This is a genomic window from Streptomyces sp. NPDC021115, assembly GCF_044333065.1.
Lineage (GTDB): Bacteria > Actinomycetota > Actinomycetes > Streptomycetales > Streptomycetaceae > Streptomyces.
Genome location: NZ_JBIRQF010000005.1, coordinates 422,070 through 444,733 on the forward strand (window position 1 = coordinate 422,070; position 22,664 = coordinate 444,733).

The 22,664-nt window shown below is 72.3% G+C and carries 22 protein-coding genes; 13 read left to right on the forward strand and 9 right to left on the reverse strand.

The genetic code is table 11. The features are described from left to right. Positions 1–26 precede the first annotated feature (26 nt). Complete coding sequence (locus ACH4TL_RS19465; RefSeq protein WP_398315647.1) at positions 27–1,172, forward strand: glycoside hydrolase family 105 protein; 1,146 nt, start codon at positions 27–29, stop codon at positions 1,170–1,172. Between the two features lie 61 nt (positions 1,173–1,233). Here ACH4TL_RS19465 and ACH4TL_RS19470 read toward each other — a convergent pair whose 3' ends face one another. Together ACH4TL_RS19470 and ACH4TL_RS19475 are read right to left on the reverse strand one after the other, a co-directional pair. Next, positions 1,234–2,325, reverse strand: coding sequence for a PQQ-dependent sugar dehydrogenase (locus tag ACH4TL_RS19470; protein WP_398315649.1), 1,092 nt, complete (start codon positions 2,323–2,325; stop codon positions 1,234–1,236). Between the two features lie 11 nt (positions 2,326–2,336). Beyond that, the gene (locus ACH4TL_RS19475; RefSeq protein WP_398315651.1) at positions 2,337–3,146 is read right to left on the reverse strand and encodes a hypothetical protein; all 810 of its coding nucleotides are present in this window, start codon (positions 3,144–3,146) and stop codon (positions 2,337–2,339) included. Positions 3,147–3,445: 299 nt separating this feature from the next. Between ACH4TL_RS19475 and ACH4TL_RS19480 the strand changes: the two genes are divergently transcribed. From ACH4TL_RS19480 to ACH4TL_RS19515, 8 genes are all read left to right on the forward strand, one after another. Further along, positions 3,446–5,239 (forward strand): discoidin domain-containing protein, encoded by a 1,794-nt coding sequence (locus ACH4TL_RS19480; RefSeq protein ID WP_398315653.1) that lies wholly within the window; start codon positions 3,446–3,448, stop codon positions 5,237–5,239. After that, entirely contained in the window at positions 5,236–6,738 is a 1,503-nt protein-coding gene (locus ACH4TL_RS19485) for a glycoside hydrolase family 28 protein (RefSeq protein WP_398315655.1), read from the forward strand. The genes ACH4TL_RS19480 and ACH4TL_RS19485 overlap by 4 nt, the downstream gene beginning before the upstream one ends. A 72-nt stretch (positions 6,739–6,810) precedes the next feature. Further along, positions 6,811–6,951, forward strand: coding sequence for a pyrroloquinoline quinone precursor peptide PqqA (gene pqqA, locus ACH4TL_RS19490; protein ID WP_398315656.1), 141 nt, complete (start codon positions 6,811–6,813; stop codon positions 6,949–6,951). Positions 6,952–6,962: 11 nt separating this feature from the next. Then, entirely contained in the window at positions 6,963–7,865 is a 903-nt protein-coding gene (pqqB, locus tag ACH4TL_RS19495; RefSeq protein WP_398315659.1) for a pyrroloquinoline quinone biosynthesis protein PqqB, read from the forward strand. Beyond that, positions 7,862–8,581 (forward strand): pyrroloquinoline-quinone synthase PqqC, encoded by a 720-nt coding sequence (gene pqqC / locus ACH4TL_RS19500; RefSeq protein WP_398315661.1) that lies wholly within the window; start codon positions 7,862–7,864, stop codon positions 8,579–8,581. The genes pqqB and pqqC overlap by 4 nt, the downstream gene beginning before the upstream one ends. Next, positions 8,578–8,844, forward strand: a complete 267-nt coding sequence (gene pqqD / locus ACH4TL_RS19505) for a pyrroloquinoline quinone biosynthesis peptide chaperone PqqD (protein WP_398315663.1) — start codon at positions 8,578–8,580, stop codon at positions 8,842–8,844. The genes pqqC and pqqD overlap by 4 nt, the downstream gene beginning before the upstream one ends. Then, positions 8,832–9,947: a pyrroloquinoline quinone biosynthesis protein PqqE gene (gene pqqE, locus ACH4TL_RS19510; protein ID WP_398316053.1), complete on the forward strand. Its 1,116-nt coding sequence runs from the start codon at positions 8,832–8,834 to the stop codon at positions 9,945–9,947. Before pqqD ends, pqqE begins: the two co-directional genes overlap by 13 nt. Before the next feature lie 87 nt (positions 9,948–10,034). Next, positions 10,035–11,519: an SDR family NAD(P)-dependent oxidoreductase gene (locus ACH4TL_RS19515; RefSeq protein WP_398315665.1), complete on the forward strand. Its 1,485-nt coding sequence runs from the start codon at positions 10,035–10,037 to the stop codon at positions 11,517–11,519. A gap of 42 nt (positions 11,520–11,561) precedes the next feature. On the opposite strand, the gene ACH4TL_RS19520 is transcribed toward ACH4TL_RS19515, so the two are convergent. Beyond that, positions 11,562–13,043 carry an ArnT family glycosyltransferase gene (locus ACH4TL_RS19520; RefSeq protein ID WP_398315667.1) on the reverse strand — a complete coding sequence of 494 codons (1,482 nt, stop codon included), beginning with the start codon at positions 13,041–13,043 and terminating at the stop codon, positions 11,562–11,564. After that, a complete protein-coding gene (locus ACH4TL_RS19525; RefSeq protein ID WP_398315669.1) occupies positions 13,040–14,335 on the reverse strand; it encodes a glycosyltransferase family 4 protein in 1,296 nt (431 codons plus the stop codon). Before ACH4TL_RS19525 ends, ACH4TL_RS19520 begins: the two co-directional genes overlap by 4 nt. 173 nt (positions 14,336–14,508) lie before the next feature. Between ACH4TL_RS19525 and ACH4TL_RS19530 the strand changes: the two genes are divergently transcribed. Beyond that, on the forward strand, positions 14,509–15,213 hold the full coding sequence (locus ACH4TL_RS19530) for a response regulator transcription factor (RefSeq protein ID WP_398315671.1): 705 nt from the start codon (positions 14,509–14,511) through the stop codon (positions 15,211–15,213). Positions 15,214–15,216: 3 nt separating this feature from the next. Further along, entirely contained in the window at positions 15,217–16,617 is a 1,401-nt protein-coding gene (locus tag ACH4TL_RS19535) for an ATP-binding protein (RefSeq protein ID WP_398315673.1), read from the forward strand. A gap of 13 nt (positions 16,618–16,630) precedes the next feature. Here ACH4TL_RS19535 and ACH4TL_RS19540 read toward each other — a convergent pair whose 3' ends face one another. The 3 genes from ACH4TL_RS19540 to ACH4TL_RS19550 are packed head-to-tail and all read right to left on the reverse strand — an operon-like array spanning position 16,631 to position 18,614. Next, the gene (locus ACH4TL_RS19540) at positions 16,631–17,452 is read right to left on the reverse strand and encodes an SAM-dependent methyltransferase (RefSeq protein WP_398315675.1); all 822 of its coding nucleotides are present in this window, start codon (positions 17,450–17,452) and stop codon (positions 16,631–16,633) included. Further along, on the reverse strand, positions 17,449–17,724 hold the full coding sequence (locus ACH4TL_RS19545) for a DUF397 domain-containing protein (RefSeq protein ID WP_398316055.1): 276 nt from the start codon (positions 17,722–17,724) through the stop codon (positions 17,449–17,451). The genes ACH4TL_RS19540 and ACH4TL_RS19545 overlap by 4 nt, the downstream gene beginning before the upstream one ends. Positions 17,725–17,756: 32 nt before the next feature. Beyond that, positions 17,757–18,614: a helix-turn-helix domain-containing protein gene (locus tag ACH4TL_RS19550; RefSeq protein WP_398315677.1), complete on the reverse strand. Its 858-nt coding sequence runs from the start codon at positions 18,612–18,614 to the stop codon at positions 17,757–17,759. 267 nt (positions 18,615–18,881) lie between these two features. Here ACH4TL_RS19550 and ACH4TL_RS19555 point away from each other — a divergent pair, with 267 nt between their 5' ends. Then, the gene (locus ACH4TL_RS19555; RefSeq protein WP_398315679.1) at positions 18,882–19,304 is read left to right on the forward strand and encodes an ATP-binding protein; all 423 of its coding nucleotides are present in this window, start codon (positions 18,882–18,884) and stop codon (positions 19,302–19,304) included. A 44-nt stretch (positions 19,305–19,348) separates the two neighbouring features. Continuing rightward, positions 19,349–20,284, forward strand: a complete 936-nt coding sequence (locus ACH4TL_RS19560; RefSeq protein WP_398315681.1) for a TAXI family TRAP transporter solute-binding subunit — start codon at positions 19,349–19,351, stop codon at positions 20,282–20,284. A gap of 356 nt (positions 20,285–20,640) precedes the next feature. Here ACH4TL_RS19560 and ACH4TL_RS19565 read toward each other — a convergent pair whose 3' ends face one another. Beyond that, positions 20,641–21,981, reverse strand: coding sequence for a sensor histidine kinase (locus ACH4TL_RS19565; protein ID WP_398315683.1), 1,341 nt, complete (start codon positions 21,979–21,981; stop codon positions 20,641–20,643). Beyond that, positions 21,972–22,643, reverse strand: a complete 672-nt coding sequence (locus tag ACH4TL_RS19570; protein WP_398315685.1) for a response regulator transcription factor — start codon at positions 22,641–22,643, stop codon at positions 21,972–21,974. Before ACH4TL_RS19570 ends, ACH4TL_RS19565 begins: the two co-directional genes overlap by 10 nt. Between the last annotated feature and the right edge of the window lie 21 nt (positions 22,644–22,664).

Consider the following 22,664-nt stretch of genomic DNA (forward strand, 5'->3'; position numbering starts at 1 on the left):
CCGAGCCCTCAAAAAAGGGGAGCGCAGTGATCAGACGCAGGACCGTACTCGCGAGCGCGTTAGGCATCGGCGGCGGCCTTCTGCTGCCGGGGACCGGGGCGGCCCACGCCGCCCCGGCGGACTGGTCGCGGGCCGTGGTGGACTCCACCATCGCCCGTCGCCCCGACCCCGCCTCGCTCGGCGGCTGGGGCTACACCCAGGGGCTGTTCCTGCTGGGGGCGTACCGCGTCTACCAGCGGGTCGGCGATCCCTCGTACCTGGCGTACATCAAGCGCTGGGTGGACACCTTCGTGGACGCCGACGGCCATATGAGCCGCACCTTCGACAACCTCGACGCCATGCAGTCCGGCAACCTGCTGCTGATCCTCCACCGGGAGACCGGCGACGCGCGCTACCGGACGGCCGCCGACCAGATCCGCGCCCGCTTCGCCACCTACCCCCGCACCGCGGACGGCGGCATGTGGCACGCCACCGGCAAGACCAACGAGCTGTGGGGCGACGGCGTGTTCATGGCCCAGCCGTTCCTGCTGCGGTACGGCATCGCCTACGGGGACGAGAAATACGCGTACGACGAGGTCACCCGGAACCTCTCGGTGTACTTCCGCCACCTGAAGGCGCCGAACGGGCTGATCTACCACGCCTACGACGCGGACGGCGACGCCCCCTGGAACCCCGACGACACCACCGGCACCTCCGCCCACTTCTGGGCCCGCGCCATCGGCTGGACCGCGATGACGCACATCGAGGTGCTGGAGATGCTGCCCGCCAAACATCCGCGCCGCGCCGAACTCATCGGCAACGTAAGGCACTTGGCCAAGGGGTTCCAGCGCTACCAGGACCGGGCCACCGGCCGCTGGTTCCAGGTCGTCGACAAGGCGAGCGAGCCCGGCAACTGGACCGAGACCTCGGCCTCCAGCATGTACACCCTGATGCTGCACGCCGCCCTGCGGCACGGCTGGATCCGCGGCGACGGCTACGCGGCGGCGGCGCGCCGCGGCTACCAGGGCGTCCTGGACAAGGTGGCCGTGGACGCGGACGGGCTGACCAGCATCACCGACATCAGCGAGGGCACCAACGTCGGCGATCTGGCGTACTACCTCGGGCGCAAGCGCAACACGAACGACCTGCATGGGCTGGGCGCCTTCCTGCTGATGAACGAGCGGATCGCGTAACGACGCGCGGATGCGGCCGCGCTCCGCGGAGCGCGGCCGCAACCGCCACTGCCCGGGCCCGCTACTTCAGCTCGACCTGGAACACCTTGTCCGCGCCGTCCGGCTCGCCGCCGTTGTTGTCGGCGTTCGTCGTGGACAGCCACAGCGTGTTCTTGCCGGGCACCGTCTCGACGGTGCGCAGCCGCCCGTACGAGCTGGTGTAGTACGCCTTCGGGGTGCCCGCGCTCGTCCCGTCGACCGGGATCCGCCACAGCCGCTCGCCCCGGAGCGCCGCCATGTAGAGCGCCCCGTCGGCGTAGGTGACCCCGCTGGGGGACGCGTCGCCGACGGACCACTGGCGCTTGGGGCTGGTCATCCCGGAGGTGGAGCAGCTGCCCTCGCAGGTGGGCCAGCCGTAGTTCTTGCCCGCCTCGATGAGGTTGAGTTCGTCGTACGTGCTGTTGCCCAGCTCGGCCTCCCACAGCCGCCCCTGCGCGTCCCAGGTGAGGCCCTGCGGATTGCGGTGGCCGAGGGAGTAGACGAGGGTGCCGAACGGGTTGCCGGGGGCGGGCTTGCCGTCGGTGGTCATCCGCAGGATCTTGCCGTTGAGCGAGTTCTTGTCCTGGGCGAGGTCGGGGGTCTGGGCCTCCCCGGTGGTGGCGTACAGATAGCCGTCCGGGCCGAACTTGAGGCGCCCGCCGTTGTGGTACTTGTTCTTCTTGATGCCGGTGACGAGCGCCTTGTAGCCGCTGAGCGAGGAGCCGTCGTAGGTCATGCGGGCGATCCGGTTGCCGTCGGACGCCGTGTGCATGAGGTAGACGTAGTGGTCGGTGTTCCAGTTCGGGGAGACCGCGAGGCCCATCAGCCCGCCCTCGCCGCTGGTCGTCACCACGTTGGGCACCGTGCCCACCTGCGTCTTGGTGCCCGACTGGGTGAGCTTGAAGAGTTTGAACGAGTCCCGCTCGGTGATCAGCGCCGATCCGTCCGGCAGCCAGCTAAGACCCCAGGGGATCGACCAGCCGGACGAGACGGTCGTGATGGTCGAAGGGGCCGAAGAAGCGGAATCGGCCGCGGCCGGTGCGGCGTTGCCCGTGCCCGCCTGGGCGAGCAGCAGCCCGGCGGTGAGCGCGGTGGTGGCGGCCGCGGCCACCAGGGTGTTCCGACAGCTCTTCATCGCGTGTCCTCCTACTGGAGCTTGTACGCCTTGAAGTTCCGGGTGAGCAGATACGTCGTCTGGAGGCCGTCGCTGTTCAGGCTCCGGTAGATGCCCCACTTGGGCCGCAGATAGTTCTTGCCGCGCCACAGGTCGAGGCCGGTGCGCTTGTACGAGGCGATCTTCTTGCCGTCGGAGGTGGTCACCGACCAGTCCGCGTACGCGCCCGAGTCGGCGGCCTTGACCTCGACCGACACATCGCTCCAGGTGCCCTGGAGCGGCGCCATGTCCGCGGCCCCGGCCTCGGTCAGGTTGTCGTCGTCGTCCGAGGTCCGCATCTCGACCTTCGGTCCGTCGCCGTGCTGGTGCAGCGACATGGTGAACAGCGGGGCGGCCACGTCCCCGACCTTGATCTGCATGATGTGGGTGAAGCCCGTGGTCGCGTCGAGCGTGGCCGGGACGTACATCTGGTACTGGATCCGCCAGGTCTCGTTCTTGAGGATCTTGACGGCGGAGCCGTCCTGCTTCATGCCCCGGACCTCGTTGCGCTGGCGGTCGGTGCTGGTGTCGACGTCCTTGGGGTAGTGGATGTCGGTCCGGAAACCGCCCTGGTAGGGGTAGATGTGGGTGGTGCCCGGATGGGAGTCGGCGCGGTCGTCCTCGGCGCCTTCGAAGGCGCTGGCGACACTGGCCCCGGACGCCGGGTTCCACTTGAGGCTCCACGACGCGGCGGGCGCCTGCGGGGAGCGCTCGGTGCCGTAGGCGACCGCGGCCGGAGCGATGAGCGCGGCGGTGGCCGCGAGAGTGAGGGCGGTGCGGGGTAAGAGCGGTCGGCGCTCCATCAAGGATTCTCCTGTCTGATCCTTGTTCACATGGGGGGTGCACATCGAGGGACTGTGAAGGTAGGAGGTATGCCTTCACGAGTCAAGGAATGGTGTGGACCAAGAAGGCGGTCGTCTCCCGTTCCTGGCGGCTCGATCCCACAACTACCTGCACATTCCGGTTGGTTCACTGAGTCATGCATGGGGTGCGCCTCGAAAGAGGTCGGAGGATTTTAGGCGCACGCTTATTGACCGGACACCGACAGGTGGTGACTCTGCAACAGAACGGCCCACGACCGCACTCCGAGAAGGAGCCGCCCATGAGCCGCAGATCGCGCCCACGCTGGGGCGCCTGGCTGGCCGCCGTCCTGTTGGCCATCGGCACGCTCACCCTGGCCGGTCCGGCCCCCGCCCGGGCCGATGTGGTCAACCCCCGGCAGCAGTGGCTGCGCGACTCACAGGCGGGCCTGTTCCTGCACTGGGGCATGCGCACCTCGCCCGGCTACACCAGCTGTTCCGCCTGGGAGAAGGCGGTGACCGACGGCGGCTGGAGCGCGGGCTACTGGGTGAACGAGGCCAAGAAGCTGCACGCCAAGTACCTTGTCCTCGCCTCTTTCCACAGCCGTCTGGGATACGCGCGCGCCTGGCCCTCGGCCATCCCGGGCAGCTGCTCCACCAAGCGGGACTTCCTGGGCGAGCTGATCGACGCGGCGGGCAAGCAGGGGCTGAAGGTCATGCTCTACATGACCGACGATCCGCAGTGGCACGACGAGGGCGGCCATGAATGGCTCGACTCGGCGGCGTACTCCGCCTCCAAGGGGCGCGATGTCGACCTGACCACGCGCGACGGGTTCGGTGAGTTCTCATACGACAACTTTGTCGAAGTGATGAAGAAGTACCCGAAGCTGTCCGGGTTCTGGATCGACAACGACAACGACTACTGGCTCGACCACGGCCTCTACGAGAAGATCCGCGCCGACCGCCCGTCCTGGCTGCTGAGCAACAACAACGAAGACACGCCGATCATGGACACGGTCAGCAATGAGCAGAAGACCGGCATGACCCCGGCGTACGACTACCCGCAGGCCATCTGGACCCCGCAGCCGCGGCTGACCGAGGCGTGCTTCAAACTGCCCAGCAGCGGTGCCTGGTGGTACGGCGGCACCGACTCGGCGGTGGACTACGGGCTCACCCTCGGCCGGCTGATCAGCAACTCCGGTTCCTCCGTGAAGTCGCTGATGGCGGAGACGGCCCAGGTGAACGGGAAGTTCCCCAGCAAACAGGAAGCGTTCAACACCTACGCCAAGACCTATCTCGACACGATCTGGGGCTCGCTGAACGGCACCGAGGGCGGCGGCTACGCGTACGGCGGGCTCCAGCCCGGCACCTGGAACGACGGGGCGCACGGGGTGACCACGGTCAGCAGGACCGACCCCGACCAGCACTACGTCCACGTCCTGACCAAGCCGTCCGGCTCCAAGCTGACCCTGCGGGACAACGGCTACAAGGTGTCCGGCGTCACCGACTTCCGCACTGGCAAGAAGCTGTCCTTCAGCCAGGACGAGGGCACGCTCACCATCTCAGGCATCACCGGCTGGGACCCGTACGACACCGTCCTGAGCGTCCGGACCGACGGCAGACAGGGAATGGTTCCGGCCGACTCCATGACCGCGAGCGCGGGCACCTCGGCGAGCGGGCACCCCGCCTCCGCCGTCCTCGACGGCGACCCGCAGACCTACTGGGACAACAACACCAAGCTGCCCGCCACGGTCACCTTCGATCTGCGCTCGGCCAAGAACCTCCGCTACCTGGCTATCAACCAGCGGGAGTGGTCGGTCTCCTACGCCCGGTCCGACACCGAGCAGTCCGCCCGCATCCGCGACTACCAGGTGCAGGTGTCCAGCGACGGCACCACGTGGGGCAGCCCGGTCAAGGCCGGAACCCTGCCCAGTGCCCGCGGTGTGCGGTTCATCGACCTCCCCGCCACGACCGCGCGCTACGTCCGGCTGACCGTCAACAGCACATGGGCCGCCGCCACCGACACCAAGCGCTACCAGAAGCTGCTGATCGACGAGGTGCGCATCGGCTCCGGCTATCCGAAGGGGCATTCATGACGCGATTACGGCTCGCGGCCACCGCACTGGCCGGGGTGTGCGCGCTCGCCGCGCTTCCCCCGGCCGCCACCGCGGTCCCCGCCGCCCCCAAGACGTACGACAGGACGTACGACGTGCGCGACTACGGGGCCACCGGTGACGGCACGACGCTGGACGACGACGCCATCGACCGGGCGATCGACGCGGCCGCCGCCGCTCCCGGCCGCGGCACCGTGCTGTTCCCGCCCGGCACGTACAAGTCCCGCACGTTGCACCTCAAGAGCGACATCACCCTGCACCTGGCCAAGGGCGCGACGCTGCTCGCCGCCCCCGGCGGCATGGACGAGGCCGAGCCCAACCCCTGGGACGCGTACCAGGACTTCGGTCACAGCCACTTTCGCAACGCGCTGCTGACCGGCGAGAACATCCACCACCTCGCCATAACCGGCTCCGGCACCCTCGACGGCGAGGGTCTGGGCACCAGCAACACACTGGAACCGGGCGTCGGCGACAAGATCCTCTCCCTCAAGCGCTGCGCCGACCTGGACATCAGGGACGTCACGTTCACCCGCGGCGGCCACTTCGCGCTGCTGCTCAACGGCTGCGACGGAGTGCGGATGACCCGTACCAAGGTGCTCACCAGCACCGACCGGGACGCCGTCAACCTCATCAACAGCCGCCATGTCGACATCGGTCAGTCCCGCATCGAGGGCCGGGACGACGGTGTGGTCCTCAAGAGCGACTACGCGCTGGGCCGGACCTACACCAGCCATGACATCCGGGTCCATGACTCCGATGTGCTCTCCACCGAGAACAACGCGCTCCAGTTCGGCTCGGAGACCTGCGGCGACTTCCGCGACATCCGCTTCGACCGGCTCCGGATCGGCGGAGGGGGCAAGGCGGCCATCGGCATCGTCTCCATGGACGGCGCCGACATCAGCGACGTCCGCTACTCCGACATCACCATGACCAAGGGCGCCACCCCCGTCTTCATCAAGATCGGCGACCGTAAGCGCTGCCCGGGCGCCCCGTCCGCCGGGCGGATCCACGACATCGCCTTCTCCGATGTCACCGGCACCGGGCTGACCCACCCGGTCACCGGCGTCGACTACACCAGCACCATCACCGGAGCGCCCGGCGCGGACGTGGAGGACATCGCCTTCGACCGGGTGCGGCTGACCGTGCCCGGCGGCCACCCCGCCTCCGACGCGGAGCTGGTCCCCGGCGAATACCTCACCGACTACGTCCCCAAGACCTATGGAGTGCGCCCCTCCTACGGCTGGTGGATCCGGCACGCCAAGGACATCACCTTCAAGAACAGCAGTGTCCGCACCGACACCGGCGACGACCGGCCCGCGTTCATCGCCGACGACGGGGTAGGCATCACCCTCGACCGGGTCACCGCCCAGCGCGGCACCGCCAGCCCGTACGACGTGGGCTTCAGCGGCGTCACCGGCCCCGTGGTCCGGCACAGCACCACCACCGACGGCGAGGACTTACGGATCAGGACCACTGGCTGACCGCGCCCGCGCCCCCGCGACACCTCCTCGTGACCGACCCACCCATCGGAAACCGGAAGGCAGGTCAACACCATGAACGAGACCGTGCGGCAGACCCCCACCACGGCGGACCGGACTCCGCCCGCCCCCGAGGAGACCGCCTGGCAGACCCCCGACTACGAGGTCGTCGAGACCGCGCTGGAAGTCACCGCCTACTCGCTCAACGCCCGCTGACGGCAGCCGCCATGCGCGTGCGTGTGCTCGGCACCGCGGCGGGCGGCGGCGTGCCCCAGTGGAACTGCGCGTGCCCCGGATGTTCCGGGGCACGCGCCCACCCGGAGCGGCGCCGCCGCCACGCCTCGCTCGCCGTACGGGCCGCCGAAGGCCGCTGGTACCTCGTCAACGCCACCCCCGACCTCGGCGACCAGGTCGAGGACTGCCCCGAACTCCACCCCGGACCCGAACCGCGCCGCACCCCGCTGGCCGGGGTGATCCTCACCGACGCCGAACTCGACCACACCCTCGGCATCGCCCGGCTGCGCGAGGCGGACGGCGTGGAACTGCACACCACCGCCGCGGTTCGCCGGGCCCTGCTGACCGGGCTGCACCTCGGCGACGTACTCGCCCCGTACACCCGGCTGGACTGGCACGAGGTGCCGACCGGCGAGACCCGCCCGGTCGCACCCGATGCCGACTTCGCCGTCGGCGCCGTGCCCGTCTCCGCCAAACGCCCGCGCTACGCCGCCGAGTCGGGTGGCCCCGACGACGACGGCTGGGTGGTCGCCCTCCAGCTGCGGGACCGCGCCACCGGCCGCTCCCTGCTCTACGCCCCCGCCCTCGCCGCCTGGCCCGACGCCTTCCAGCGGGCCGCGGAGGAGGCCGACTGCGTCATCGTCGACGGCACCTTCTGGGACGACGAGGAGCCCCGGAGCAGCGGCTTCGGCGCCCGCACCGCCACCGCCATGGGCCATCTGCCGATCGAAGGACCCGGTGGTACGGCACGGCGGCTCGCCGCGCTCGGCGCCCGCACCCTGTACACCCACCTCAACAACACCAACCCCCTCAACGACCCGGCCGCGCCCCAGCACGCGCTGCTCGCCGGACGGGGCATCGAAGTGGCCGCTGACGGAATGGTGATCGAGTTATGACCCGGAGCCTGGAGGAGCGGCTGCGCGCCGTCGCCCAGGAGCGCTACCACGACCGCCACCCCTTCAACCTCCGCATGCACGCGGGCGATCTCACCCCCGCCGAGCTGCGCCGCTGGATCCTCAACCGCTTCCACTACCAGCGCCACATCCCCGTCAAGGACGCGCTCATCACCGCCAAGCTGGACACCCCGGGGCTGCGCCGGATGTGGCTGCGCCGCATCCAGGACCACGACGGCGCCGCCGAAGGCGAGGGCGGCATCGAGCGGTGGCTGCGGCTCGGCGAGGCCGCGGGCCTTGGCCGGGAGCGGCTGCTGACCGGCGCCGAGGTGCTGCCCGGGGTGCGGCTCGCGGTCGACGGGTACGTCAACTTCTGCCGTCTGGGCACCCCGCTGGACGCCGTCGCCGCCTCGCTGACCGAACTGTCCGCCCCCGGCATCATGCGCACCCGCATCGAGGCGTTCGAACGCCACTACCCCTGGATCGAGCGCGACGGGCTGCGCTACTTCCGCGACCGGGTGAGCCAGGGCAGCCGGGACAGCGCCGAAGCCCTCGACCTCGTCCTGACCTGGGCCCGCACCCCCGAGGACGAGGAGCGGGCGGTCGCCGCGCTCACCTTCAAATGCGAGGTGCTGTGGTCCCTGCTGGACGCGGTCGAGCACGCCGACACCAAGGACACCAACGACACGGCAGGGGACGCGGCGGGGGAGGGGACATGACGGCCCCGGCCACCTGGCGCCCGGCCCTTAACCCCGCGGTGCGGCTGCGCCACGACCGGGTGCGGAAGGTGGACCTGCTGGTGCTGCCCGAGCGCGTCGTGGTCCTGCGCGGCACCGCCGGAACCGTGCTGCGGCTGTGCGACGGCGACCGCGACCTCGACACCATCGTGGCCGAACTCGCCGAGCGCTTCCCTGGCGCCCCCGTGGCCACCGACGTCCCCGCGTTCCTGGACCGGATGCACGAGGAGGGCTGGATACGGTGACCGACGACCCCCGGAACGTCCCCCGCCCCTGGGCGCTGCTCGCCGAGCTGACCCACGGCTGCCCGCTGCACTGCCCCTACTGCTCCAACCCGCTCCAACTGGTGCGCCGCTCCCGCGAGCTGACCGGCGAGGAGTGGGAGCGGGTGCTGCGCCAGGCGGCGGAGCTGGGCGTCGTCCACACCCATCTGTCCGGCGGCGAGCCGCTGCTGCGCCGGGACCTGGAGGCGATCGTCGCCGCCGCCGCGTCCGCCGGGCTCTACACCCAGCTGGTCACCAGCGGCGTGGGGCTGGACGAGGCACGGCTCGCGGCGCTGACCGGGGCCGGGCTGAACAGCGTGCAGCTCTCCGTCCAGCACGCCGACCCCGGGGCGTCCGACCGGATCGCCGGACGCCGCTCGTTCGCCGCCAAGGAGCGGGCCGCGGCGCTGGTACGGGAGGCGGGCCTGCCGCTGGGCGTCAACGTCGTCCTGCACCGCGACAACCTCGACGCGCTGGACGACCTGATCGAACTGGCCGTGGCCTGGGGCGCCGACCGCGTCGAACTCGCCAACACCCAGTTCTACGGCTGGGCCCTGCGCAACCGCGCCGCCCTGCTGCCCGGCCGCGACCAGCTCGCCCGCGCCCGGGAGGGCGTCGCGCGCTGGCGCGAGAAGCTCGGCGGCCGCACCGAGCTGGTGTGGGTCCTCCCGGACTACTTCGAGGGCGTCGCCAAGCCCTGTATGGGCGGTTGGGGCGCGGTCTCGCTCACCGTCGCGCCGGACGGCACCGTCCTGCCGTGCCCCGCGGCGGCCGCCCTGCCGGACCTGGACCCGCCGAACGTCCGCGACCACACCCTCGCGTGGATCTGGGACCACTCCGCCGCCTTCAACCGCTACCGCGGCGAGGAGTGGATGGCCGAACCGTGTCGCAGCTGCTCCCACCGCGCCGAGGACTTCGGCGGCTGCCGCTGCCAGGCGTACGCGCTCACAGGGGACGCCGCCCGCACCGACCCGGCCTGCGCCCTTTCGCCCGATCATGGCCTGATCCGTACGCTGACCGGCCCCGCTCCGGCCGGGGAACCCCCGCCCCAGGGCTACGCGTACCGCGGGTACGGAAGGGGGTGAGACCGCCCGGGTTTGGCAGGGCCGTCCCCGCTTCCGTACAGTTCGGCCGTTAACCAGGGAGAACAGAACCAGAAAGCGGCAGCGGCGATGACGGTGACTGACGGGCACACGGAGCCCGGAGAGCTGGGGGATTTCGCGGAACCCGGCATCGACCCCGAGCGCATGGCGACCTGCCTGAGCGTCCTGGCGGAGCTGGACCGGCTGCCCGTCGACCACCCCGACGCCATCACGGTGCGCCGGGCCACCGCCGGGATCTACCGCACCGTGAAGCAGCGCAGGCGCCAGGAGCGGCGGGCCGCCAAGACCGCCAACGACAAGACGGTGACCGAGGCCACCGCCACCGGCGCCGCCGACCGCATCGACGACGAGACGCTGGGCCGCGCGCTCAGCAGCTCGGTCACCACCGAGATCGCGGGCATCCTGGCGCGCCCCCGCTCCTGCTACGTGTGCAAGACCCGGTACGTCGAGGTCGACGCGTTCTACCACCAGCTGTGCCGCGACTGCGCCGCCGAGAACCGGGCCCGCCGCGACGCCCGCACCGACCTCACCGGGCGGCGGGCGCTGCTCACCGGCGGCCGCGCCAAGATCGGCATGTACATCGCCCTGCGGCTGCTGCGCGACGGCGCCCACACCACCGTCACCACCCGCTTCCCGAACGACGCGATCCGCCGCTTCACCGCGATGCCGGACAGCGCCGAGTGGCTGCACCGGCTGAAGATCGTCGGCATCGATCTGCGCGACCCCGCCCAGGTCATCGCGCTGGCCGACGAGGTGAGCGCCGCCGGGCCGCTGGACATCCTGATCAACAACGCCGCGCAGACCGTGCGCCGCAGCCCGCAGGCGTACGCCGAGCTGATAGCGGGCGAGTCGGCGCCGCTGCCCGCCGGGGAACTGCCCGAGTCCGTCGTCCTGGGCGCCTTCGGCAGCGGCTCCCAGACGGCGCTGCCCGGGCCGCGCGCGGAGCGGGACGGCGCGCTGACCGCCCAGGACCTCACCGCCCTCGCGCTCACCAGCGGCTCCGCCTCGCCCGCCCGGATCGAGGCGGGCACCGCGATCGACGCGGGTGGGCTCGTCCCTGACCTGGACCCGACCAACACCTGGATCCAGCGGGTCAACGAGGTGGACCCGGTCGAGATGCTGGAGGTGCAGCTGTGCAACGAGACGGCGCCCTTCATCCTGGTCGGGCGGCTGCGCCCGGCGATGGCCGCCGCGCCCGCCCGGCGGAAGTACGTGGTCAACGTGTCCGCGATGGAGGGCAAGTTCGGCCGCGGCTACAAGGGCGCGGGCCATCCGCACACCAACATGGCCAAGGCGTCGCTCAACATGCTCACCCGCACCAGCGCCCGTGAGATGTTCGAGGCCGACTCCATCCTCATGACCAGCGTCGACACCGGCTGGATCACCGACGAGCGCCCGCACCCGGACAAGATGCGGCTCGCCGCCGACGGCTTCCACGCCCCGCTGGACCTGGTGGACGGCGCGGCCCGGGTCTACGACCCGATCGTCCGGGGCGAGCAGGGCGAGGACCTGTTCGGCTGCTTCCTCAAGGACTACGCGCCGACCACCTGGTAGACCGGAGCCGCCCCGTCCGGCAGGCCGGGGCGGCCCCGTAGCTCAGCGGTGCGGTGCCAGGTACGCGACCCAGCCGGTGCCGGGCAGCGGACGCGGGGTCCAACCGTGGGCGTAGTGCGGCCGGTGCCCGCCGGGACGGCCGAGGGCCGCGGTGGGCACGTGCACCGCCCGGTCGAGAACGCCGTCCACCGTGGTGGACCGGTTGTTGCCCTTGACCTGCTCCGACGCACAGCCCGCCGCATAGCCGACCGGCAGCGCGCGCGGCCCGGTGACCAGACACGGCGGGCGCATCCCGAGCCGGTGCAGTCCGGCGGCCGCGGTCTGGTACTGCTCGACGGTCCTGGCCTCGCCCGCGGTGTTGTGTACGAGGACCGCGTACTGCCCGCCCAGATGCAGCGCGAGCACCGCCGCCAGCACCGCGGCGACCGCCACCGGCTGCCGGGCGCCGTGCAGGGCCCGGGTCGCGAGCCCCGCGACGGGCAGCGCGAGCAGGGCGTAGGCGGGCATGAGGAAGCGCGGCGCGGAGTAGGAGATGAGCAGCAGATAGGGCGTGGCCAGGGCCGCGGCGCAGGCGACCGGCAGCACCGTCGCGGTCAGCCGGTGGGGCCCGCCGCGCCCGCGCCGGTGGTCGTGCAGCGCGAGCGCCAGCGCCGCCGCGGCCAGCAGCGGCAGCGCCAGCCACCACACCGTCAGCTCCGGGTGGCGCAACGGCACGTGGCAGGGGCGGCACAGCAGCGGGCCGTCGAGCGAGCGCAGGCTCGCCCCGAAGTTGGCGTGCGGCGCCATACCGCCCTCGGTGGCGCTGGAGAGTCTCAGCCGCGCGCCGATGCCGCCGAAGCGCGCGTACGCCTCGATCACCCACTGCGCCGCGCCCAGCGCGACCCCGGCCAGCAGCGCCGGCAGCTGGGGCCGCCACCCGCGTACCGCCACGGCGCTCACCAGGAGCGGCAGCGCGAGCCAGCCCCCGTCGGGCGCCCGCAGCAGGGTGGCGCCCGCGAGCAGGGCGACCAGCCACCAGTGGGCGCGCGGCTCGGCGGGAGCGCGCAGGAACCAGCCGACGGCGGCCACCGCGCAGAGCGCCACCCACAGGTTCGGCATCGCCTGCGAACCGCTCAGCTCCGTGATCCACAGCCCCGAGAAGAGCAGCGCGGCCAGCGCCGCCGTGCGCTCCCCGACCAGCTTCCGCCACACCCGGAACGCGCCGTACAGGGCCGCCGCCGACATCAGGACCAGCGCGACGCGCAGCACCGGCACGGACGAGGTGAGGGCCACCACGGGCGCCACGAGCACGCTGACGCCGCGCGAGCGCGGGGCGCTGAAGAACACCGTCGGATGGCGCGGGTCCAGCTGTGAGACGTAGACGCTCTCGTCCCAGAGCAGTCCCTTGCCCACATGCGGGACGACCAGGGCGAGCTGCGCCACCGCGTACACCACCGCAACCACCGTGAGCCACGGCACCGTGCGCGCCCGCCCCACGACGCTCCGTGCGTCCGGAGCCCGTACGGCGAGCGCGGGTGCGGTCATGCGCTCGCCTTCTCCCCGCCCGGCGCCTTGCCCGCGGGCGCCTTCCCGCCCGTCGCGGGCAGACGGCGGCGTACGGCGCGCTTCCAGCGGCGCATCGTACGGCGGTAGCGGGCCCGCAGCTTGACGCGGGTGCGCTCCCAGGAGCGGGCGAACCGGCTCGACGCCAGCTCCTCGAAGAGCTGCTCATAGCGCGCGGCGATCGGCTCCGGGTCGTACATCCGTGCGCTCTCCAGCGCGGATGCGGCCATCGCCCGGCGGCCCGGCTCGTCCTCGATCAGATCCCGCAGCGCCTGCGCCATCGCCTGCTTGTCGCCCACAGGCACGAGCCGCCCGGTGACCCCGTCCTCGATGATCTCGGCGGGGCCCAGCGGGCAGTCCGTGCTCACCACCGGCACCCCGCAGCGCATCGCCTCCACGATCGTCATCCCGAACGACTCGGCGTCCGAGGCGACCGCGACGATCGACGCCTTCGCGAACTCCTCCTCGATCGGCGAGTACGGCCCCATCAGCTCGGCACCCGCGGTCAGCCCCAGCTCCTCGATGCGCTCCTGGAGGCGCTCCTTCTGGGAACCGCCGCCGTAGATCCGCAGCCGCCACTCCGGATGCTTGGGCGAGACCTCGGCGAAGGCGTCGATCAGCAGGTCGAAGCGCTTGCCGCGGACCAGCCGCCCGGCCGCCGCGATCACCGGCGCGGTGCCCTCGGACGGCTCGGCCGCTGGCTCGGGCACGCTGTTCGGTATCGCGAGGGTCCGCGCCCCCGGCAGCGGCATCTTCGCCCGGTACACCGCCGAGTCCGCCTCCGTCGTGGTGACGACGGCGTCCAGCATGCGGTAGAACGGCGCCAGCTCGGCCCGCAGCTGCTTGCTGTGCGCCTCGTACCGCAGGTGCTCCTGCGCGATGCGCAGCGCCTTGCGCGGGCCGAAACGGGCCAGGTACACATTGATGCCCGGCCGGGTGCCGATGATCACGTCGGCGGCGCAGCCCTCCAGATACCGGGCGACCCGCACATCCATCAGCCGGTTGTACTGGTGGTTCCGCTTCTCGTGCGCCGGGAAGTCCCGGGTGGCTTCGGCGAACAGCGGATCCTGCGCGTCGAGGCCGCCGGGACGGGTGTCGACCAGCGGCACCAGCCGCACCCGCGGATCGAGCGTGAAGCGCGGCTTCCCCCGATGCCGCATCATCGAGACGATCTCCACCTCGTGGCGCTCCGCGAGCGCCGCGGCGAGGTTCAGCGTGGTGCGAATCGTTCCGCCGATCCCATAGGCGTTGTGCAGCAGGAATACGATCTTCATTCGGTGTCTCTCCGGCCGGTGGCAACACCGGGGCGCGATCCCCCCGGAACGTACTGGGTACCCTGTCCCGGCTCGGTAAGCCGGTCGCGTGAGAAAGGTGAGATCTGGGTAAGAACCGCAGCTCCCGGGGGACGCGGGCGATCGCTCCCTGAGCGTCTTGGCAGACTCGTCGTGTGACGAACACCGTGCTGCTCGCCGAGGACGACCGTGCCATCCGCCATGCCCTGGAGCGCGCCCTGACGCTGGAGGGCTACCGGGTCACCGCGGTGTCCGACGGCGTCGAGGCCCTGGCGGCCATCCACCGTGAGCATCCGGACGTGATCGTGCTGGACGTGATGATGCCGGGCGTGGACGGCATCCAGGTGTGCCGGGTGCTGCGCGCCGAGGGCGACCGCACCCCGATCCTCATGCTCACCGCGCGGGTGGAGACCGCCGACCGCATCGAGGGCCTGGACGCGGGCGCCGACGACTACGTGGCCAAGCCGTTCGAGGTCGAGGAGGTCTTCGCCCGGCTGCGGGCCCTGCTGCGCCGCGTCGCGCCCATACCCGTGGCGGAGGCGGCCGAGGGCACCTACGACGCCGCCCTGGAGGTCGCCGACCTCCGGCTCGACCCCTCGGCGCGCCGGGTGTGGCGGGGCGGTACGGAGCTGGAGCTGACCCGCACCGAATTCGACCTTCTGGAGCTGTTGGCCCGCAACGCGGGCATCGTCCTCGACCATGCCACGATCTACTCTCGCATCTGGGGCTATGACTTCGGCCCCGGATCGAAGAACCTGGCCGTCTACATCGGCTATCTGCGCCGCAAGGTCGACCAGACCGGGCGCACCCCGCTCATCCACACGGTGCGCGGCATCGGCTACACCCTGCGGGAGGAGTGAACGGTGCGCTTCCTGCCCGGCCGTCACCCACGGCCCAGCCTCCACACCACCTTCGCGCTGTCCTGCGCGGCGCTGGCGTCCGTGGTGACCCTCCTGGTGGGGTTCCTCAGCTACGACGCCGCGGCCGGGCTGGTGCGGGTCGACCAGAAGTCCGCGTTCACCGACGTCATCCGCGATCTGCGGACCCAGGTCCGGGGCCAGAAGGTGGTCGTACGGCAGTACGCCGCCGAGGCCCCGGTGCCCTACGGGCTGCGCGACGACCTGCGCCGGATCAGCCGCATGGACGTCCAGGTGCTGGGCAGCCGGGGCACCGTCTACGACGCGGGCAAGCCCGCGCTGCCGGTCGGTGACGAGGACCGGGAGATGGCCGCGGCCACCACCCCCGCCACCACCCGGCAGCGCAACATCTCCATCGGCGAGGACGACTACCGGATGGCCACCGTCGCGCTCGGCGACCACCGCGGCGCCGTACAGGTGGCCCAGCAGATCAGCGACACCGAGGATCTGCTGCGCGAACTCCAGAAGCGCACCGCGCTGTTCGTCGTCGCGATCATCCTGGCCGCCGGTCTCGCCGGGTGGTGGCTCGCCGGACGCATCACCCGGCGGCTGGTGCGGCTCACCCGGATCGCCGAAGGCGTGGCGGCCACCGGCCGGATGGAGGTGGCGGTCCCGGTCGCCGGGGACGACGAGGTGGGCCGCCTGGGCCGGGCGTTCGACGGCATGCTCGGCCAGCTCGCCCGCTCCAAGGACGACCAGCGGCGCCTGGTCCAGGACGCCGGACACGAACTGCGCACCCCGCTCACCTCGCTGCGCACCAACATCTCGCTGCTGAACCGCTTCGAGCAGCTGCCGCCCGCCGCGCGCGAGGCGCTGCTGGCCGACCTGGCGGGGGAGACCCGGGAACTGACCGACCTCGTCAACGAGCTGGTGGATCTGGCGGCCGGTCAGCGCGACGACGAACCGCGCACCGAGGTGTCCCTGGACGAGGTCGCCGGGAAGGCCGCCACCCTCGCCCGCAGGCGCACCGGCCGGGAGATCACGGTACGGGCCGAGGGCGACACCCTCGTCGAGGGCCATCCGGCCGCGCTGCTGCGCGCGGTCTCCAACCTGGTGGAGAACGCCGCCAAGTTCGACCAGGGCGGCACCGGGCCCGTCGAGGTCGTGGTGACCGGGCACCGCGTCGAAGTACGCGACCGGGGACCCGGCATCGCGGAGGAGGACCGCGGACGGCTCTTCGACCGTTTCTACCGCGCCCCCGGCGCGCGCAGCCTGCCCGGCTCCGGGCTGGGGCTCGCCATCGTGCGCGAGGTGGCCCTCGCGCACGGCGGCACGGTCTTCGCCCGCCCCCGCCCCGGCGGCGGCGCGGTCCTGGGCTTCACGGTCGACGGCCCCGAGGAGCCGTAACGCGTGATCCCCGCTACGGCTTACGGCCCACTCCGGCCCACATGTTGATGTCCGCGCTGCGGATCTCGTCCGGGCGGTCGCCGGGGTCCGGCTTCCAGTCGTGCGGCTCCGAGATGCCCGGCTCGACCAGCTCCAGACCGTCGAAGAACGCCGCGACCTCGCTCTTGTCGCGGGTGACGAAGGATATGCCGCTCTCCTTGTAGACGGCGATCACCTTCTGCCACGTCTCCGGGTGGAAGTCGGCCGTGGAGTGCGTCAGCATCAGATAGCTGCCCGGGGCGAGCGCGCCCATCAGCTCCCGCACCAGCTCGTACGGCTTCTCCTCCGCCGGGATGAAGTGGAAGAGCGCGTTCACCGACATGGCGACCGGCTTGCTCAGGTCCAGCGTCTCCCGAAGCTCGGTCGCCTCGATGATCCGCCGCGGCTCGCGCACATCGGCCTGGACGTACGCGGTGCGCCCCTCGGGGGTGCCGCGCAGCAGGGCCTGGGCGTAGGCGAGCACGATCGGGTCGTAGTCGGTGTAGACGACCCGGGCCTCCGGGGCCACGCTCTGGGCGACCTGGTGCAGGTTCGGCTCGGTGGGGATGCCGGTGCCGATGTCCAGGAACTGCCGGATGCCCGCCTCGGCCGCCAGCCAGCGCGTCGCCCGGTGGATGAAGCCCCGGTTGACCGTGGCGTTGAGCCTGACGGTCGGGTAGACCGACAGCACCTTGCCGGCCGCTTCCGCGTCGACCTCGTAGTGGTCCTTGCCGTTGAGGTAGAAGTCGTACATCCGAGCCGAATGCGGCTTGCTGGTGTCGATCTGCTGGTCCGGGGCGAGTCCGTAGTCGGTCACGCCGCCCTCCGTTCGGGTGCGGTAGCCGCCGTGGTGGCCAGGTTGTTGGGGTCGGGTCGGGAGAGGAGGAAGTCCGCGGCACCGGCCTTGGCGCCCTGGATGAACTTCTCCATCTCATGGTGCGTGTAGATCAGGGCGGGGCCGTCGGGGTCCGTCGACTGCCGCAGGGCGATCCGCCCGTCGTTCAGCCGCAGGGCCTCCACGCACGCACCGCCGTTGGGGCCGCTCCAGGGCTTGCGCCAGCCTTCCGTCGCCAGACGGGTGGCCGGCATGCCGTTGTAGACGTTTTCTGCCTGATCCACAGTCACAGCTCCTTGCGAATCTCACGGAGAAAGTTCTCCGTGCGCCGCGCCGGTGTGGCCTGGGTGCCCATCCGGTCCAGTGCCTCCAGATAGGCGGCCACATCGGTGCGCTGGTCGAGATAGCCGGCGCCCGTCAGGCCCTCGGCGTAGACGATGTCCGGCAGCTCCGGGATCTGGAACCGGAACAGCTGGAAGGGACCGCCCATGCCCGGATGCGGCCCGGCGGCGAACGGCACCACCTGGAGCGTCACGTTCGGCATCTGGACGGTCTCGATGAGGCGGTCGATCTGGGCGCGCATGACCTTCGGCCCGCCGATGTGCAGACGGAGCACCGTCTCGTCCATCACGGCCCACAGATGCGGGCCGTCAGGTCTGGACAGCAGCTCCTGACGCTCCATCCGCAGGGCGACCCGGCGGTCGAGCTCCCGCTCGGAGCCCTGCGGGAAGCCGATGCGCAGCAGCGCCCGGGCGTAGTCCTCCGTCTGGAGCAGGCCGGGGATGAAGTGCGGTTCGTACGCGCGGATGCGGCTGGCGGCGCCCTCCAGGCTCACATAGAGGCTGAACCAGTCCGGCAGCACATCGCGGAACCGGTGCCACCAGCCTGGCCTGTTGGCCTCCTCGACCAGTGCGAGGAAGGACTCCACCTCGTCCTGCTCGACGCCGTAGGTCCGCAGCAGCTTCTCGACGTACGGGAGCTTCAGGCCGACCTCGGCCTTCTCCATCCGGCGCACCGTGGTCTGGTTGACGTGCAGCGCCTTGGCGGCCGCGTCATAGCCGACCCCGGCCCTCTCACGGAGGTGCCGCAGCCGCATGCCGAGGACCATCTGCCCGACGGTCGGGGCAGACCGCGCTTCACCCACGTCGTACCTCCTCGCACGGGTGTTGTGCGTCTCAGTGTGCCATGCTCGATGTGGGCGGGACAGACTGCCGTGGCCATTCTGCATTTTGCAGAACGCGTCTTGCCAACTGATGCTCGCAGGAACGATAGTGGCGTCGTGACCGGTCCCAACGTGGCTGCCCTGTCGCGCACTTGCGGCATTCACGTACGGCATTCACGCCCCCACAGGTAGACGGACGGAAGGCACATGGCCGTGGCATTGCGTCAACGCTCGACGATGGCCCCTCACATGAGCTCCGCCGGCGTTGACAGGGCCCTCCGCCAGGAGGTCCTGCAACTGCCCGCCCGGGGTGCCTCGGTCGCCGCCGCGCGACGGCTCGTCCGGAACCTGGTGCCCCGCTGGGGCTTCGACGAGGAGGTGTGCGGCGCGGCGGAGCTGGTGATGTCCGAGCTGTTCACCAACGCGCTCGTGCACACCGCCAGCGAGCAGATCCTGTGCGTGCTGCGCGCCCAGGAGCGGTGCTCGCTGTACGTCGAGGTCGCCGACCAGGGCGGCGGCCCGCTCGGCCCCATGCCCCGGGAGGCGGGCGTGGAGGATGAGAGCGGCCGCGGCCTGGCCCTCGTCCGCGCCCTGACCGAGGCCTGGGGGGACCGGCCGGGCGTGGCCGGGGGCCGCGTGGTGTGGGCCCAGCTCAGCGCCCTGGCCCGCTGACCGGCACGGAGCCCTCTCGGCACCCCTGCGGTTAGCATCGCCGGGTGCACACCGTCCCACGCCGGCTGCTGCTGGCGCTCGCCGCGGGCGGGCTCGCCGGGTGTTCGGACCCCGGGCCCTCCGCCCGGGTGCGGCTCGCCACCGGCCCGCGGGGCGGCCCCTACGCCACGTTCGGCAGCCGACTGGCCACCGAGGCGCACCGCGCCCACCACGGGATCACCGTGCGGGTGCTCACCACCGCGGCGAGCGTGGAGAACCTGCGCATGCTCGGCGACGGCCGCGCCGACACCGCGCTCACCCTCGCCGACAGCGCGGCGGACGCCGCAGCGGGGCGCGGCACCTTCGGGCGGCGGATCCCGGTCGCGGCCCTCGCCCGGCTGTACCTCAACTATCTGCACCTGGTCGTGCCGGCCGACTCCCCGATCGAACGCCCCGACCAGCTGGCCGGGCGCACGGTCTCCCTCGGCGCCGCCGAGTCCGGCACCTCGACGACCGCCGGACGGGTGCTCGCGACCGCCGGAGTCCGTGACGTCCGCGCCGTACGCCTCGGGCTCGGCGCCTCCGCCGACGCGTTCACCGACGGGGACGTGGACGCCTTCTTCTGGTCCGGCGGCGCCCCGACCTGGGCCATCACCCGGCTCGCCCGCCGCCGCCCGCTCCGCCTGATCCCCCTCGGCGGGCTCGCCCGCGCGCTGCGCGGCGCGCACGGCCCGGTCTACGAGGAGGCGTCGATCCCGGCCGGTGTGTACGGGCTGCGGGGGCCGACCCCCACCGTGGGCACGCCCAGCTATCTCGTCTGCCGCTCCGGGCTCGCGGACGGGACGGCCCGCGCGCTCACCGGGGTGCTCTTCGAGCGCCGCGACCGGCTGGCAGTGCCGGACGCGCCCGGCAGCCGCCTGGACGAGCGCTACGCCATCGACACCGGCACCGTCCCCCTCCACCCGGGCGCGGCCGCGTACTACCGCGCCGCGTACGGCTGATCCCCCGCCACCAGGAGTGGCACCCACCCACTGCCGGTCCGCGGCACGGTGGCATCCGCCGCGCCCGTGCGCGCTGCCCGCCCGCCGGGGGCGGGGGAGTGGAACTGGCCGGGTAGCACCGTGGGGGCGGCCCCGGCCGACCGCCAGGTGCAGCGCCGCCACCTGCCCGTGTGGCTCGGCGGAGTGGCCTGGGGCGGGGGAGTGGCACCCCGCCCTACCCCGTCCGGGCCACTCGCGCGTCGCCTGCCGCTGCCGGTCCGCAGCGCGGTGGCATCCGGCGTGCGCGCTGCCCGCACCGCCGGGGGCGGGGGTGTCCCCCGATTCGGGAAGGGGCGGGGTGGGGAGAGGCACCCGCCCTACCCCACCGGCAGCCGCAGCTCCACCACCAGCCCCCGCGGCTCGGCGGCGCGCAGCGTCAGCTCGGCGCCGCACGAGCGGGCCAGTTCGGCGGCGATGGCGAGGCCCAGGCCGCTGCCGGGGACGTTGCCGTGGTCCGGGGCGCGCCAGAAGCGGCCGGGGGCCGCGGCCAGCTGCTCGGGGGCGAGCCCGGGCCCGTCGTCGGTGATCCGCAGCGCTCCGGCGGCGTCGAGCGAGACGGTGACCGTGCCGCCGGACGGCACGAACTTGGCCGAGTTGTCCAGCGCGATGTCCGCGATCCGGGCGGCCGGGGCGGGCAGCGGCGGGGCGCCAGGGCCAGCCCGGTCGACATCGACCACCAGGGTCAGCCCCCGCGCCGCGTGCACCTCACGCCAGGTGCCGAGCCGCGCTGCGAGCGCCGCGGGCGGGATCGGCTCGGGGGCGGTGGCCCCGGCTTCCACCCGGGCCAGCTCCAGCAGGTCCTCCAGCAGCTCGGCCAGGCGGTCGACCTCCGCGAGCGCCTCGGCGTATTCCTCGCCGCCGCTCTTCCGCAGGTGCGGCTCCAGGTTCTCCAGCCGCAGCGACAGGACGGTCAGCGGGGTGCGCAGTTCGTGCGAGGCGTCCGCGACGAAGGCGCGCTGCCGCTCCAGGGCGGCGGAGACCGCGTCGGCCATGGCGTTGAACCGCCGCTCCAGCAGCCGCAGCTCGGCGGGGCCGTGGCGGACGTCGTGGACCCGGGCGTCCATCCGGCCCTCGGCGATGGCCCGGGTGGTGACGTCCAGCTCGGTCACCGGCCGCAGAATCCACCGGGCGAGCCGTCGCGCGGCGATCAGGGCGCAGGCCACCGCGACGAGCGAGCCGCCCGCGACCGCCGCCCACACCAGGGCCACCTCCCGCCGGGCGGTAGCCGTGGCCACCCGCATGAGGACGACACCGGAGACCTGGGCGTCCCGCCCGACCGGCTCGGCGATCACCACCGACTCAGGGCCGAACGGGGTGACCAGGGGCAGGCTTCCGGTGGTACGGCCGGACAGCGCCCGCTCGGCGGAAGCGCGATCCCAGGCCCCGCCGCCCGCCACCCGCTCGCCGTCCCGGCCCCGGATCTCCACGGCGGTGCCGTAGAGCCGGTGGTAGCGGGAGACCTCCTGGGCGAGCCCGGTGGTGTACCCGTCGCGGATCGCCTGGTCGGCGAGTTCGGCGAAGCGGGTCGCGTCCGCGCGCCGCTCCAGCAGCAGCTGCCCGGTGCGGTGCGAGGAGTGGGCGCGGGCGAAGGGCACCGCGAGCGCGGCCACCAGGCACGCGATGAGCACGGTGTAGACCGTCAGGATCCTCAGGTGCATCCGCCGGTACCCAGCCGGTATCCGGTGCCGCGCAGCGTTTCCACCAGCTCAGGGCGGCCGGTCTTGGAGCGGATTCCGGCGATGTGGACATCGAGGGAGCGGGACGCCGACAGCAGCAGGTCGCCCCAGACCGCGTCCAGGATCTCCTCGCGGCTGCGGACGACTCCGGGTTCGCGGGCGAGCAGCGCCAGCACGTCGAACTCCCGGCGGGTGAGGGCGACGGGGCGGCCGTCCACCTCCAGCTGCCGGGTGGCCAGGTCGATGCGTACGCCGCCGACCGCGACCACCGGGCCTACGGCCGTGAGCGGCCGCGTGCCGCGCCGTACGACGGCCTCCATGCGCGCGATCAGCTCGGCCGTACGGAACGGCTTGACCAGGTAGTCGTCGGCGCCGCCGCGCAGGGACCTGACCACGTCCCGCTCGGCGGACCGGGCGGTGACCACGATGACGGGGACGGCGGAGGCGCGGCGCAGCCTGCGCAGCGCCTCCAGCCCGTCCATGTCGGGCAGTCCCAGGTCGAGCAGGACGAAGTCGGCGCCGTCCTTGAGCCGGAGCGCGTCGTCCGCGCGCCCGGTGCGGACGACCTGGTGCCCCAGCCGGTCGAGCGCCGAGGTCAGCGCGGCCGCCAGCCGGTCGTCGTCTTCGACCAGGAGAACGTGCATGGGCCACAGCGTATGCGCTGG